This is a genomic window from Cypionkella sp. PAMC25878, assembly GCF_058135695.1.
Window position 1 is genome coordinate 3666756 of the sequence record NZ_CM176871.1, and the last position, 13792, is coordinate 3680547.

General features: G+C 61.4%; 14 protein-coding genes. 5 read left to right on the forward strand and 9 right to left on the reverse strand.

Annotation, left to right across the window (positions count from 1 at the left end):
* Positions 1-146: 146 nt before the first annotated feature.
* Positions 147-317 carry a hypothetical protein gene (locus ACS5RD_RS17995; protein WP_489928532.1) on the forward strand — a complete coding sequence of 57 codons (171 nt, stop codon included), beginning with the start codon at positions 147-149 and terminating at the stop codon, positions 315-317.
* On the opposite strand, the gene ACS5RD_RS18000 is transcribed toward ACS5RD_RS17995, so the two are convergent.
* The 8 genes from ACS5RD_RS18000 to ACS5RD_RS18035 form a co-directional block, all read right to left on the reverse strand.
* A complete protein-coding gene (locus ACS5RD_RS18000) occupies positions 314-1948 on the reverse strand; it encodes an AMP-binding protein (protein ID WP_489928533.1) in 1635 nt (544 codons plus the stop codon). The two genes, ACS5RD_RS17995 and ACS5RD_RS18000, sit on opposite strands and share 4 nt — an antisense overlap.
* Complete coding sequence (locus tag ACS5RD_RS18005; protein ID WP_054004617.1) at positions 1948-2352, reverse strand: RidA family protein; 405 nt, start codon at positions 2350-2352, stop codon at positions 1948-1950. Before ACS5RD_RS18005 ends, ACS5RD_RS18000 begins: the two co-directional genes overlap by 1 nt.
* Positions 2349-2759: an acyl-CoA thioesterase gene (locus ACS5RD_RS18010; RefSeq protein ID WP_489928534.1), complete on the reverse strand. Its 411-nt coding sequence runs from the start codon at positions 2757-2759 to the stop codon at positions 2349-2351. Before ACS5RD_RS18010 ends, ACS5RD_RS18005 begins: the two co-directional genes overlap by 4 nt.
* Positions 2756-3892 (reverse strand): acyl-CoA dehydrogenase family protein, encoded by a 1137-nt coding sequence (locus tag ACS5RD_RS18015; RefSeq protein WP_489928535.1) that lies wholly within the window; start codon positions 3890-3892, stop codon positions 2756-2758. Before ACS5RD_RS18015 ends, ACS5RD_RS18010 begins: the two co-directional genes overlap by 4 nt.
* A 66-nt stretch (positions 3893-3958) precedes the next feature.
* A complete protein-coding gene (locus ACS5RD_RS18020; RefSeq protein ID WP_489928536.1) occupies positions 3959-4768 on the reverse strand; it encodes an enoyl-CoA hydratase family protein in 810 nt (269 codons plus the stop codon).
* Complete coding sequence (locus ACS5RD_RS18025; RefSeq protein ID WP_328287131.1) at positions 4765-5196, reverse strand: MarR family winged helix-turn-helix transcriptional regulator; 432 nt, start codon at positions 5194-5196, stop codon at positions 4765-4767. Before ACS5RD_RS18025 ends, ACS5RD_RS18020 begins: the two co-directional genes overlap by 4 nt.
* Positions 5193-5933: an SDR family NAD(P)-dependent oxidoreductase gene (locus ACS5RD_RS18030; RefSeq protein WP_489928537.1), complete on the reverse strand. Its 741-nt coding sequence runs from the start codon at positions 5931-5933 to the stop codon at positions 5193-5195. Before ACS5RD_RS18030 ends, ACS5RD_RS18025 begins: the two co-directional genes overlap by 4 nt.
* An 11-nt stretch (positions 5934-5944) precedes the next feature.
* Positions 5945-8227 (reverse strand): bifunctional salicylyl-CoA 5-hydroxylase/oxidoreductase, encoded by a 2283-nt coding sequence (locus tag ACS5RD_RS18035; RefSeq protein WP_489928538.1) that lies wholly within the window; start codon positions 8225-8227, stop codon positions 5945-5947.
* A 105-nt stretch (positions 8228-8332) separates the two neighbouring features.
* On the opposite strand from ACS5RD_RS18035, the gene ACS5RD_RS18040 reads away from it, so the two are divergent.
* From ACS5RD_RS18040 to ACS5RD_RS18055, 4 genes are all read left to right on the forward strand, one after another.
* Positions 8333-9091, forward strand: coding sequence for an enoyl-CoA hydratase-related protein (locus ACS5RD_RS18040; protein WP_489928539.1), 759 nt, complete (start codon positions 8333-8335; stop codon positions 9089-9091).
* Positions 9091-10215, forward strand: a complete 1125-nt coding sequence (locus ACS5RD_RS18045) for a 3-hydroxyacyl-CoA dehydrogenase (RefSeq protein ID WP_489928540.1) — start codon at positions 9091-9093, stop codon at positions 10213-10215. The genes ACS5RD_RS18040 and ACS5RD_RS18045 overlap by 1 nt, the downstream gene beginning before the upstream one ends.
* A 5-nt stretch (positions 10216-10220) precedes the next feature.
* Positions 10221-11345, forward strand: coding sequence for an aminotransferase class V-fold PLP-dependent enzyme (locus ACS5RD_RS18050; protein ID WP_489928541.1), 1125 nt, complete (start codon positions 10221-10223; stop codon positions 11343-11345).
* Positions 11346-11657: 312 nt separating this feature from the next.
* Positions 11658-12944, forward strand: a complete 1287-nt coding sequence (locus ACS5RD_RS18055; protein WP_489928542.1) for an O-acetylhomoserine aminocarboxypropyltransferase/cysteine synthase family protein — start codon at positions 11658-11660, stop codon at positions 12942-12944.
* A 126-nt stretch (positions 12945-13070) separates the two neighbouring features.
* Here ACS5RD_RS18055 and ACS5RD_RS18060 read toward each other — a convergent pair whose 3' ends face one another.
* Positions 13071-13760: an SIMPL domain-containing protein gene (locus tag ACS5RD_RS18060; protein ID WP_489928543.1), complete on the reverse strand. Its 690-nt coding sequence runs from the start codon at positions 13758-13760 to the stop codon at positions 13071-13073.
* Positions 13761-13792: the final 32 nt, after the last annotated feature.

A 13792-nucleotide genomic window follows, 5' to 3' on the forward strand; every position in this document is an offset into this window, starting at 1 on the left:
GCCAGAATTTGCCGAGCAGGCCTGCAATGCAAGGAAATTTATCGACGGCTGTTTCAAAGAAATTTTTCCGGTAAGCCCGGATCGCAACCCATGATTAACCCATCCGGCTGCATCCTCTCCCTGCACAGCCGCAACAGGAGAATCCGATGCAAAACCTCAGCCCCGCCGATGAACTCTGCGAAATCCGCGCCGCCGTCGCGCGCCTGCAGGCGCGCGAGGCCAGCCTTTGCGCCGTGTTACAACAAGCTGCGCAAAACCCATCGCAGCCTATCCCGCGCCCCGGCTGGCCGATCCGGCGCGAAGCCGCCCTGCACTAAGCCCCGTCGCGCAGCCGGAACCGCTGGATTTTGCCAGTCTGCGTCTTCGGCAAAGCCTGCACGAACTGCACGGAACGCGGATATTTATAGGGCGCAATCACTCGTTTGACGTGATCTTGCAGCGCCTTCACCATCAAAGCATCGCCCACACGGCCCTGCGCCAGCACCACATGCGCTTCGACAATTTGGCCGCGCTCTTCATCCGCCCGCCCGATCACCGCGCATTCCAGCACATCGGGATGCGACAGCAGTGCCGCCTCTACCTCTGGCCCGGCAATGTTATAGCCCGCCGAGATGATCATATCATCCGAGCGCGCGGCAAAATGAAACCGCCCGTCCTCGTCCTGCCAAAAGCTGTCCCCGGTCAGGTTCCAGCCGTCCTTCACGTATTTCGCCTGCCGATCATCCGCCAGATAGCGACACCCGGTCGGCCCGCGCACCGCCAGCCGCCCCACTTCGCCGCGCGGCAGTTCTGCCATATCGGGTCCCACAATCCGCGCTTCATAGCCGTTCACCGGACGCCCGGTGCAGCCCGGCCGATGATCCTCAAACCGATTGGTCAGGAAAATATGCAGCATCTCGGTGGCGCCAATGCCATCCAGCATCGGTTTGCCGGTCTTCGCCATCCATTCTTCATAGACCGGCGCAGGCAGAGTCTCCCCCGCAGAAACCGCCGCGCGCAAAGAGGACAAATCCGCCCCCTCCGCCATCGCCTTCAACATCACCCGATACGCCGTCGGCGCGGTAAAACACACCGTCGCCTTATGAGTCTGGATCAACTCAATCATATTGCCCGGCGTCGCCTGCTCCAACAGCGCCGCAGCAGCACCAAACCGCAACGGAAACACAGCCAGCCCGCCCAGCCCAAAGGTAAACGCCAACGGCGGGCTGCCCACAAACACATCCTCCGGCGTGACGTTCAGCACTTCCTTCGCATAACCATCCGCGATGATCAGAATATCCCGGTGAAACGCCATCGCGCCCTTCGGCTCTCCGGTGGTGCCAGAGGTAAACCCAATCAGCGCCACATCATCGCGCCCGACCGGCGGCGGGCTAAACCGCACCGATTTTGACAAAGCCGCGCGATCCAACTCCGCATCGTGGTTCGCCGTGCCATCAAACCCCACCACGGTTTTCAGAAAGCCCGAGGTCTTGGCGCAACTGACCAGTTCCTCCATCAGCCGCGTGTCGCACAGCGCCAAAGCGATCTCGGCCTTATCGACAATCTGCGCGAGCTCGCCCGCCCGCAGCATCGGCATGGTATTGACCACCACCGCGCCCGCCTTGGTAGCCGCCAGCCAGCACGCCACCATCGCCGGGTTATTGGCGGATCGAATAAGCACACGATTACCGGGCTTTACGCCGTAATCTTCAACCAACACATGAGCCAGGCGGTTCGACCAATCGGTCAGTTCTTTATAGGTGCGTTGCCGCCCGTTGCCGATCAACGCCGTGTTGTCCCCAAAGCCCTTTTCGACCATTTTATCGGTCAACTCAACAGCAGCATTCAGATATTCGGGGTAGTCAAAACCTTCCAACAGAAACTCGGGCTGCTGATCGAGGCGCGGCAGCCGATCCCGCGTGAACGTATCGCTATGTCCTGACGGCCCGAGTTTTGAGTGTTCGGACATCACATACCCTCCGGGATAACAGCCGTTGCCTCAATCTCAACTTTCGCGCGATCCTCGACCAAAGCCACCACCTGCACCAACGCCATCGCCGGATAGTGCCGCCCGATCACGTCTTTATAGACCGCGCCCAAGCCCTTCAGATTGCTGAGATATTCATTCTTGTCGGTGACATACCAGGTCAAACGTACAAGATGCTCTGGCTTGGCCCCGGCACAGGCCAGCACCTCAGCAATGCCCCGCAAAGCCGCTTCAACCTGGCCTACGAAATCATCGGTTTCAAACTCTTGATCCGCGTTCCAACCGATCAGCCCGCCAGTGAACACCATCCGCCCCGAGGCGGCCATGCCATTGGCATAGCCCCGCGCCGGCTTCCAGTTTTTCGGGTGCAAAACCTCATGACTCATGCCGCGTCCTCCATATATGCCACCAGCCGCGCCCGCATCGCGTCGGGCCAAGCCGCCGATTTCATGCCGTCAATCCACACCAAAGTCAGCGCCACCCGCAGCCGCAATTCCGCGCCCATATGGCCCTCGATCATAAGGCTGATCGAAGATCGCCCCAACTTCTCAACCCCAAGCGAAAACAACACCTTATCGCCCAGACGCGAGGGGGCGACAAACTCCGCCGCAAGCGCCACAGTTGGCACGCCATTATCCGCCCCCCGATGCATCGAGGCAAAACTGCGCCCGACCACATCGTTGAAAAAGTTCTCAACGACCGAGTTGGTCATCTCAAAATAGCGCGGATAAAACACGATCCCGGCCGGGTCGCAGTGGTTGAACTCAATCTGAATTTCGCGGGTGTATGTCATCCCAAAATACTCCGCGCGATCACGATGCGCTGCACATCTGACGCGCCCTCATAAATCCGCAACGCCCTGATTTCGCGGTACAAAGCCTCCACCGCGAAACCATGCCGCACGCCGTCGCCACCATGCAGTTGCACCGCCATGTCGATGACTTTTTGCGCTGCTTCGGTGGCATACAGCTTGGCCATCGCGGCTTCCCTGCTGACCCGCGCCGCGCCCTGATCCTTCACCCAAGCCGCCCGGTAAATCAGCAAGGCACTGGCATCCACCTGCAACGCCATATCCGCCAAATGCCCCTGCACCATCTGCAACTCGCTCAAGGCGGCGCCCTGAATCCGCCGCGATTGCACCCGTGCCAAAGCCTCATCCAGCGCCCTGCGTGCAAAGCCCAAAGCCGCCGCGCCAACGGTGGAGCGGAACACATCGAGCACCGACATCGCGATCTTAAAGCCATCCCCCGCCCGCCCAATCAGCGCGGTTTCCGGCAACATCACATCGCGCAAAGCCAGATGCGCCAAAGGATGCGGTGCGATCACCTCAATCCGCTCCACCACAGACAGCCCCGGCGTATCCGCAGGCAGCAAAAACGCCGACAACCCTTTCGCACCCGGAGCCTCGCCCGTGCGCGCAATGATCACATAGACATCGGCAATCCCGCCGTTCGAGATATAGGTTTTCTCGCCGTTCAACAGCCAGCCCTGCGGCCCCAGAACCGCCGTCGTGGAGGTCGCCGCCACATCCGACCCCGACGCAGGCTCAGTCAACGCAAAGCCGGAAATCGCCGTCCCCGCCCGCGTCCGCACCAGCCATTCGCGCTGTAGGTCTGAGCCGAACAGCGACACCGCCCCCATGCCAAGTCCCTGCATCGCAAAGGTAAAATCTGCCAGCCCATCATGCCGCGCCAAAGTCTCGCGGATCAGGCACAGGCTCCGCACGTCCAGCTTTTCGCCTAGCGCAGCCCCCGAGTGCTGCAACCATCCGCCCGCCCCCAGCATCGCCACCAGCCCCCGGCAAGCCGCATCGACATCGCCATGATCGACGGGCAGATGCGCCCCTGCCCAAGCCTCCAAAGCCACCACCAACGCCCGGTGGCGGTCTTCAAAAAACGGCCAGCTTAGGAAACTCTGATCCGACATAGCTCATCCTCTGCGCTCAAATATCCCGGGGTCCGGGGCAGCGCCCCGGGGCTTGCAGCAAGCGCCTTAATTCCCCGCGAAAACCGGCTTTTCCTTAGCTACAAACGCTCGATAAGCGCGCTCAAAATCTTTCGTCTGCATACAGATCGCCTGCGCCTGCGCTTCCGCCTCTATCGCCGTCAGCAGCCCCATATCCCATTCCTGAAGCAGTTGCGTCTTGGTCACGCCATGCGCAAAGCACGGTCCCGCCGCCAAGCGCCGCGCCAGAACCAGCGCCTCGGCTTCCAACGCATCCGCCCCGTGCAAAGCGTTCCAGAACCCCCAGCGTTCACCCTCGGCAGCCGTCATCACCCGGCCAGTATAGAGCAATTCCGCCGCCCGCCCCTGCCCGATGATCCGTGGCAGCATCGCACAAGCCCCCATATCGCAGCCCGCCAGTCCCACCCGGGTGAACAGAAATGCGCATTTCGCTTCCGGCGTCGCCAGCCGCAGATCAGCCGCCATCGCAAGGATCGCCCCCGCTCCGACAGCCACGCCATCCACCGCCGCAATCACCGGTTTCCCGCAGGAAATCATCGCCTTAACCAGATCCCCGGTCATCCGGGTGAACGCCAGCAAGTCTTTCATCGGCAGCCCGATCAGCGGCCCGATGATGTCATGCACATCGCCGCCCGAGCAGAAATTGCCGCCATTGGACGCGAAAACCACCACATCGACATCCTCGGCATAAACCAGATCGCGGAACAGATCGCGCAACTCGGCATAGCTCTCAAACGTCAAGGGGTTCTTGCGCTCGGGCCGGTTCAGCCGCAGCACCGCCACCCGGTCGGTGACTTCCCACAGAAAATGCGCAGGCTTAAAATCCGCCAGTTTCATGCCTTAGCCATCCTTTTCAAAATCTCGGTCAGCGCGTCCAAATCCGCCTCGGTCAGCCCAGAAAACATCCGATCCACCGCGCGCTCATGATCCGCCGCCAACCCCTCAAAATCCGCCAAACCGCGTGGCGTCAGCGCCACAAACACCGTGCGGCGGTCCTGATCGCTTTGGGTCCGCAGAACGAGGCCGTCTTTTTCCAGCCGGTCCACCACCGCCGTCGCATTGCCATTCGAGACCAGCAGCATCCGCGACAATTCACTCATCGTCACACCATCGCGCCGCCGATACAGCGCCGCCAGCACGTCAAAACGCGGCAACGTGGTGTCGTGCTTCACCCGCAAAAACTCGCGCAGATGCGACTCCGAGGCCCGAGTCACCCCCAGCATCCGGATCCACATCTTCAGACGGCGTTTCGACAACTCGCTCACAATTCGCCCCCCGCAATGGTTAACGCCTGCCCGTTCACGCCCTCCGACCCCGCCCCACAGAGAAACAACGCCATCGCGGTGACTTCCGAGGGCGCAATCAGCCGCCCCTGCGGGTTCATTCCGGCCAAAACCGCCCGCGCCTCGACCAAGGTTTTCCCGGTCTTCTCGGCAATCACCTCAACCGAGTGATCCGTCATCGGCGTATCCAGAAAGCCCGGACAGATCGCATTCACCGTCACCGGGCGCTTGGCGATTTCCAAAGCCAAAGAACGGGTTAGCCCAATCACCCCATGTTTTGCCGCAGCATAAGGGGCCACTTTGGCATAGCCCTTCAGCCCCGCCGTGGACGCGACCGAGATCAGCCGCCCCCAGCCCGGCATCTGGTTCAGCCCGTCGCGCAGGGTCAAAAACACCCCCGTCAGGTTCACCGCCAGCATCGCATTCCATTGCTTCAGCGAGGTTTTCGCCATTACCGTCGAATCCGCCGCCCCGGCATTGGCGATCACCACATCGCAAGCCCCGGCGGCGGCAAACATCGCCCGCACCGAGGCTTCATCGGTCACATCCGCCTGCACCGCCCGTAACCCCGGCGCGCGGGCAACCACCGCCTGCAACGCCTCCAGCCTGCGCCCCGCGATCACCACTTCCGCCCCCGCCTGCGCAAAGCCCAGCGCGAGATTTTCTCCCGCACCCGAGCCGCCCCCGGTGATCAGAACGCGTTTGCCTGCGAGTGTCATACCCGGCCCGTTCATACCCGTATTGTGCCTTCCGATTTCTGCACCAAGCGCCGTGCCTGATCACGTCCGGCAAGGTAAGGCTTCGGCCATTCGGTGCCCGTATCGCCCAAGGCCACCGACTGATGCAAAGTCCAATAGGGGTCGGCCAGATGCGCCCGCGCGAGGCAGACCAGATCGGCACGACCGGCCAGCAGGATCTGGTTCACCTGATCAGCCTCGGTGATATTGCCCACCGCCATCGTCGCCAGTCCGGCCTCATTCTTGATGCGATCCGAGAACGGCGTCTGGAACATCCGGCCATAAATCGGCTTGGCCTCGGTTGAGGTCTGCCCCGCCGATACGTCAATAATATCAGCGCCTTCTGCCGCGAACATCTGGGCTATCTGCACAGCTTCCGCGGGCGTCACCCCGCCCTCTGCCCAGTCATGCGCAGAAATCCTGACCGACATCGGTTTATGCCCCGGCCAATAGCGTCGCATCTCGCGGAACACTTCCAGCGGATAACGCATCCGGTTTTCCAAGCTGCCGCCGTATTCATCTTCCCGCACATTCGACAATGGCGAGATGAAGGACGAGATCAAATACCCATGCGCTGCATGCAGCTCGATCATGTCGAAATCCGCGCCCTCGGCCATTTCCGTGGCCTTGATGAACTGACGCAACACCGCGTCCATATCGTCACGGTCCATCGCCTTCGGCACCTGATTGCCCGCCTGCCACGGGATCGCCGAAGCCGACAGCAGCGGCCAATTCCCCGACACCAACGGTGCATCCGCATCCGCCCAGCCGACCTGAGTCGAGCCTTTGCGGCCCGAATGGCCAATCTGGCAGCAGGTCTTGGCTTTGGTCTCGGCATGGATGAAATCGTTGATCCGCTTCCACGCCAATTCGTGCTTCGGCGTATAAAGCCCGGTGCACCCCGGCGTGATCCGGCCATTGGCGGAAACGCAGGTCATCTCGGTATACACCAGCCCAGCGCCGCCCTTGGCGCGCTCGGCGTAATGCACGAAATGCCAATCGGTGGGCACGCCTTCGACCGCGCGATACTGCGCCATCGGCGACACCACCACGCGGTTTTCCAGCGTCATGCCGCGCAGCTGGAACGGCGTGAACATCGGCGCGCGGCCCGGCGCGCCACCATATTGCGCCGCAAACCAATCCTCAGCACTACGCAGCCAAGCCGGATCACGCATCCGCAAATTCTCGTGGCTGATCCGCTGCGATCGGGTCAGCAGCGAATAGGCAAACTGCGGCGCGGGCATGTCCAGATAACGCTCGACCTCCTCAAACCACTCCAGCGAATTGCGCGCCGCCGATTGCAGCCGCAACACTTCCACGCGGCGTTCGGCCTGATAGCGCTCAAATGCCGCCTGCATCGTCGGTTCCGAGTGCAGGTATTCCGCCAAAGCAATCGCACTATCGAACGCCAGCCGCGACCCCGACCCAATCGAGAAATGCCCCGTCGCCGCCGCATCGCCCATCAGCACGACATTCTCGTGATACCACTGCTGGCAAATCACCCGCGGGAACTGCATCCACACCGCCGAGCCGCGCAAATGCGCTGCATTCGACATCAGATCATGGCCGCCCAAATGCCGTTCAAAGATCTTGCGGCAAGTCTCAACGGTTTCCTCTTTGGTCATCGTCTCAAAGCCCCACAACTCCCATGTGTCGGGATGGCATTCGACGATGAAGGTCGCGGTATCCTTGTCAAACTGGTAGACATGCGCCCAGACCCAGCCGTATTCGGTCTTCTCGAAGATGAAACTAAAGGCGTCGTCGAACTTGGCATGGGTGCCAAGCCAAACGAACTTGCACTTACGCACATCAATATCTGGCTTGAACACATCCGCATATTCGCGGCGCACGAGGCTGTTGATGCCATCCGTCGCCACCACCAGATCATAGTCTTTGCGGTATTCTTCGGCTGACTTGAACTCGGCCTCAAACCGCAGATCGACGCCCAACTCCCGCGCCCTTGCCTGCAGCAAGATCAGCAGCGCTTTCCGCCCAATCCCCGCAAAGCCATGCCCGCCCGAAACGGTCCGCACGCCGTTATGCACGACCGCAATGTCGTCCCAATAGGCGAATTGGCTGCGAATGGCCTCAGTGCTGACCGGATCATTCTTCCCCATCCGCCCCAGCGCGTCATCCGACAGCACCACGCCCCAGCCGAAGGTGTCATTGGCCTTGTTGCGCTCCATCACCACAACCTCGTGGCTGGCATCCCGCAACTTCATCGAGATCGCAAAATACAAGCCCGCCGGACCACCGCCCAAACACAGAACCTTCATGGCAACCCCTCCAATGCGTTTGGTTCAGCCTGCCATCACGGCAAAACAATTTCAAGCTTGAAATTTCTCGCTTGAAATTTTCCGCCCACCCCGCATAGTGCAATCATGGAAAACCTGATCCTCACCCAGCACCCATTCTGGCTGCACATCGCGCTGAACCGCCCCGCGGCGAAGAACGCGCTGAACACCGCGACGCTTGCGGCTTTGGCCCACGCGCTGACCCAAGCCGCCACCGATCCCAATATCCGCGCCGTCCTCCTTTCCGGCACCGAAGGCAATTTCGCCGCCGGAGCCGACATCACCGAAATTGAAACCAAAACCACCGCCGAGGCCGCCCTAGACCCCCGCAAAGCCCATTGGGCCACCATCCGCGCCTTCCCAAAACCGCTGATCGCCGCCATTGACGGCTTCGCGCTTGGAGGAGGCTTAGAACTCGCCCTGATGGCCGACCTGATCATCCTCGGCGAGACCGCCAAACTCGGCCTGCCCGAAACCAACCTCGGCCTGATCCCCGGTGCGGGCGGCACCCAGCGCCTGCTCGCCCTGATAGGTCGCGCCCGCGCCTCCCGCATGATCCTGACGGGTGAGATCATCGACGCCCAAACCGCCCACCAATGGGGCATCGCCGCCTATCTCGCTACAGGTTCCGCCCTGCCGGATGCCACCACCCTCGCCAGCAAAATTGCCCTCCGCGCCCCCCTCGCGCTACAAGCCGCCAAAGCCGCCCTTGTCGCAGGCGATGAAGCCCCCCGCGCCTTCGCCCTTGAACGTGCAGGTTTCGAATCCCTAATGGATACCACCGACAAAGCCGAAGGCATCTGCGCCTTCCGCGACAAACGCAAACCCAGTTTCACAGGCGCATGATGCCCCCCAACACCAGCCCCAAAATCGGCATCATCGGTCTCGGCACAATGGGCTTAGGGATCGCGCAAATCTTTGTACAGGCTGGTTTTTTCACCGTCGCCACCGATGCCCAGCCGCCTGCCCGCGCCAGTGCCCGTCAACGCATGTCCGACGCCCTGAACGCCCGCGTCACTGCCGGAAAGCTCACCCCAGAGGCCCGCGATGCGACGCTGTCCAATCTGCACATCACCGCAAGCCTCGCCGAGCTCGCGCCCTGCGATCTGGTGATCGAGGCCATCATCGAGCGCCTCGATGCCAAACAGGTGCTGTTCAGCGAACTCGAAACCATCCTGGCGCCCAATGCCATCCTCGCCACCAACACCTCATCGATTCCTGTCGCCGCCATAGCCAGCACCGCGCAACACCCAAACCGCATCCTCGCCCTACACTTCTTCAATCCGCCCACCGCGATGAAGCTGGTCGAACTCGCACCCCACGCGGGCACCTCGACAGCAGCCCTGACCCTCGCCCGCGAAATCACCGAGGCCGCAGGCAAAACCGTGATCCAATGCCCCGACCGCCCCGGTTTCATCGTCAACCGCTGTGCGCGACCCTATTACGGCGAAGCCCTCGCCCTGCTGGAAGAAGGCCACCCGGCGGAAGAAATCGACGCCGCGATGATGGCCGCCGGATACCGCCTCGGCCCCTTCGCATTGATTGATCTGATCGGCGCTGACATCAACCTTGCGGCCACCGAGGGCCTCAGCGCGGCTATGCAAAACCACCCCCGCTACCACGTCTTCGCAGCCCTCAAAGCCCAAGTCGCCAGCGGAAACTTAGGCCGCAAATCCGGCCAAGGCTTCCTATACCCCGCGCAAACCACTGCAAAAGCCAACCCCGAAATCGCCCTTCGCATTGAGGCAACTCTAATAAACGAAGCCGCATGGCTGCTCAATGAAGGCGGCACCACGCCCGAAGGCATCGACACCGCAATGAAATTGGGCCTCAACTTCCCGCGCGGCCCGTTCGTTGCCCTAGCCCTTCACACAACCCCAAAAGTCGTCACCACCCTACAATCCCTCGCAGCAAAAGCCCCCGAGGCGCTGAAACCCCGCTACGCCCCCGCCCCACATCTCATCCGGTGATCCCCATGTCTGACACCTATTTCCTCTACCATTCCATCGGCATGTATCCTGGCAAAACCGCCGATCTCGCCCATGCGATGACCGAATTTGCCGGGGTCTGGGGCAAGCCAGATGACAGCCAATGGGCCTATGCGCTAGGCAAACGCCAGAATTTCATCGATCGCTGGCGTGCGATCCTGAACGCCCCGGCGCAGTCGATCACCGCCACCGAAAACGTCACCGCCGCCTTCCATGCGTTGCTGACCTCATTGCCTCAATCTCACCTTAAAGGTCGCAAAGTGCTGGTCGGAGCCGATTGCTTCCCCTCCAACCACTTCCTGTTGAATGGCATGGCCGAGAAATACGGTTTCACCCTGCACACCGTGCCCCTGCGCCAAGGCATGGGCTATGTCGAAGATGAAGACTTTATCGAAGCATGGACCCCAGACGTTGGCCTCGCCTTACTGACATGGGTGTCCTCACTTACCTCGCACCGTATTGATCTCAAACGCATGGTCGCCCACGGTCGCCGCATGGGCAGCCTGATCGGCACCGATATCACCCAAGCCGCAGGCCTGATCCCCTATGACGTGATGGCCCCCGAGGTCGATTTCACCGTCAGCACGTCCCTGAAGTGGATGTGTGGCACCCCCGGCGCAGGTATCCTATATGTCAGCCCCCGCCTGACCCCGCATTGCCACCCCGAGCAGCGCGGCTGGTTCAGCCAATCCAACCCGTTCAACTGGGACATCACCGCGTTCCAATACGCCCCCGACATTCGGCGCTACGACAGTGGCACTCCCGGCACGATGGCCGCCCTCGCCAGCCTGCCCGCGTTGGACTGGCACGCCACCCAAGACCAAAGCGCGCTCCTGGCCCACAACCGCCAACTGACCGCCCGCCTCATTGAGGCCGCCGACGCGCTCAACCTCACCTTACTCACCCCCCGCGCGCCCGAAAAACGCGGCGGCTCGATCATGCTGCGCCTGCCCGACAGTCATAACGCCGCCGAAGTGGTCAACAAACTGCGCGCCCAAGGCATCACCACCGATGCCCGCAGCCAAACCCTGCGGCTCTCTCCCGGCAACCTGACCACGCTGGCAGGCACCGAAACCCTGATCGCTGCGCTGACAAATCTGCTGCGCCCTTAACCATTCGCCTTGGCAGAAATACTCCCGCCGGAGGCTTCGGCATCAAAGCGAAAGCCTCCGCTGGATTGCGTTTCTATCGCATTCATCTTGGCTCAAATATCCCCGCCGGCGGCATCGGCCCTTACCGCGAAAGCCCCCGGCGCAGAACAAACCGCATCCGCCAAAGCCTTAACAAACCCTAAACGTCTAAAACCACTCCATTGAAAAACAACAATTTTCCAAACGGTCCCAACGCGGGACCGCGTCATTCTTTCCCGTTGCCCGACTCTGCTGGCCAGCCTACCCTGCGCCCATTCATTCCCGGAGGACACCATGACCGCACCCCTAGGCTTCGACACCCTTGCCATCCACGCAGGCACCGCCCCCGACCCCGCCACCGGCGCGCGGCAGGTTCCGATCTATCAAACCACCGCTTACGTTTTCCGCGACGCCGAGCACGCCCGCAAACTTTTCGGCCTGCAGGAAGTCGGCTACATCTACTCCCGCCTGACCAACCCCACCGTCTCGGCGCTGGCCGACCGGGTCTGCGCCCTAGAAGGCGGTGCCGGGGCAATCTGCTGCTCCTCGGGCCATGCAGCCCAAATCATGGCGCTGTTCCCGCTGATGGGCCCCGGCCTGAACATCGTCGCCTCGTCACGGCTCTACGGTGGCACGATCACCCAGTTCAGCCAGACCATCAAACGCTTCGGCTGGTCGGCAAAATTCGTGGACACCGATGATCTGCTCGCCGTCGAACACGCGATTGATGAGAACACCCGCGCGATCTTTTGCGAGACCATCGCCAATCCCGGCGGCTATGTCTCTGACCTCGACGCACTCGCCCGTATCGCGGATCAAGCTGGTATCCCCCTGATCGTCGACAACACCACCGCCACGCCTTACCTCTGCAAACCCATCGAGCATGGCGCCACCCTCGTGGTCCATTCGGCCACCAAATACCTGACCGGCAACGGCACCGTGACGGGCGGGGTCGTGGTCGACTCGGGCAAATTCGACTGGTCGGCGAGCGATAAATTCCCCAGCCTCAGCCAACCCGAACCCGCCTATCACGGCCTGACCTTCCATGCGGCACTGGGCGCGATGGCCTTCACCTTCCACTCCATCGCCGTCGGCCTGCGCGATCTGGGTATGACGATGAACCCACAAGGCGCGCATTACACACTGATGGGGATCGAAACCCTTGGCCTGCGGATGCAGCGCCATGTTGAGAATGCCAAGATCGTCGCGGAATATCTGGAGCAAGACCCTCGGGTAGAGTTCGTGACCTATGCCGGGCTACATTCCTCGCCCTACCGCAAACGCGCGGAGTCGATGACCCCGAAAGGCGCGGGGGCCTTGTTCACCTTCGCGGTGAAGGGCGGCTATGATGCCTGCGTCAAGCTGGTGGACAGTGTGAAACTGTTCAGCCATGTCGCCAACCTTGGCGATACCCGCAGCCTGATCATCCATCCGGCCTCGACCACCCACAGCCAGTTGGACGACGAGGCAAAAATCCGTTCGGGGGCCGCGCCGAACGTGGTGCGGCTGTCGATCGGGATCGAGGATGTGAAGGATATCATCGCCGATCTGGATCAGGCCTTGGCGGCGGCTACGTCGTAAAAACCGGCAAGCCCAGACCGCTATCCAGTCCGGGCTTGCTCTTTTTGAAATACTCCCGCCGGAGGCTTCTGAGGCTAATGTCGGACGCCTCCGGCGGGAATATTTAGGCCAATGTGAAACGCAAGATCACTCGATGATCTCATAGGTGATCGTCACCGAAGCCGTCATTCCGATCTGGCCTGAAGCCACGGGAACCGGAGACGCCGCTTTGGCTTCATCGCGGAACATCGGCATCGGCGCGCCGTAGCCTGCGCTTTCGGTGATCGTCTCGATCTTGCCCAGTTTCACCCCAGCCGCCCCTGCAAGCAGTTCAGCGCGTGCTTTCGCATCGGCGACGGCGGCTTTGCGGGCTTCATCTTGCGCGGGGCGCGGGGCCGCGAGATCGAAGGTGATGCCGTTCAGCGTGTTCGCGCCATCGGTGATGCTGGCATCCAGCACGGTGCCCAAGGTGTCCAATGCGCGCACTCGCACGCTCAGCATATTTGAGGCCACATAGCCTGCGATTTTCGGGGTTTGGCCCGCATCATAGCCGACCCAGTTCGGGTTCAGCGACAGGTTCGAGGTTTGAAGATCGCGGTCTTCGATCCCCGCCGATTTAAGCCGATCCATCACGGTTTGCAGCGCCTTCGAATTGGCCGCCATTGCTTCGGCCGCTGAAGCGCCATCGGTTGTGACCCCAAGTGAGATCGTCGCCATATCGGGCGTGACTTGCACTGTGCCCTCACCTGTCACGGTGATCACATTATCGGCAAGTGCCGGAGCCGCAATCGGCAAGACAAGAGCAGCAGACAGCAGCAGGGCATTAAGAACACGCATGGGAACCTCCAAATGTTATGCGTCTTAGGTGT

Bases quoted from the DNA above. Each gene is read 5' to 3' on its own strand.
- ACS5RD_RS17995 (WP_489928532.1), top strand. From the start codon at position 147: ATGCAAAACCTCAGCCCCGCCGATGAACTCTGCGAAATCCGCGCCGCC.
- ACS5RD_RS18000 (WP_489928533.1), bottom strand. From the start codon at position 1,948: ATGTCCGAACACTCAAAACTCGGGCCGTCAGGACATAGCGATACGTTC.
- ACS5RD_RS18005 (WP_054004617.1), bottom strand. From the start codon at position 2,352: ATGAGTCATGAGGTTTTGCACCCGAAAAACTGGAAGCCGGCGCGGGGC.
- ACS5RD_RS18010 (WP_489928534.1), bottom strand. From the start codon at position 2,759: ATGACATACACCCGCGAAATTCAGATTGAGTTCAACCACTGCGACCCG.
- ACS5RD_RS18015 (WP_489928535.1), bottom strand. From the start codon at position 3,892: ATGTCGGATCAGAGTTTCCTAAGCTGGCCGTTTTTTGAAGACCGCCAC.
- ACS5RD_RS18020 (WP_489928536.1), bottom strand. From the start codon at position 4,768: ATGAAACTGGCGGATTTTAAGCCTGCGCATTTTCTGTGGGAAGTCACC.
- ACS5RD_RS18030 (WP_489928537.1), bottom strand. From the start codon at position 5,933: ATGACACTCGCAGGCAAACGCGTTCTGATCACCGGGGGCGGCTCGGGT.
- ACS5RD_RS18035 (WP_489928538.1), bottom strand. From the start codon at position 8,227: ATGAAGGTTCTGTGTTTGGGCGGTGGTCCGGCGGGCTTGTATTTTGCG.
- ACS5RD_RS18040 (WP_489928539.1), top strand. From the start codon at position 8,333: ATGGAAAACCTGATCCTCACCCAGCACCCATTCTGGCTGCACATCGCG.
- ACS5RD_RS18045 (WP_489928540.1), top strand. From the start codon at position 9,091: ATGCCCCCCAACACCAGCCCCAAAATCGGCATCATCGGTCTCGGCACA.
- ACS5RD_RS18050 (WP_489928541.1), top strand. From the start codon at position 10,221: ATGTCTGACACCTATTTCCTCTACCATTCCATCGGCATGTATCCTGGC.
- ACS5RD_RS18055 (WP_489928542.1), top strand. From the start codon at position 11,658: ATGACCGCACCCCTAGGCTTCGACACCCTTGCCATCCACGCAGGCACC.
- ACS5RD_RS18060 (WP_489928543.1), bottom strand. From the start codon at position 13,760: ATGCGTGTTCTTAATGCCCTGCTGCTGTCTGCTGCTCTTGTCTTGCCG.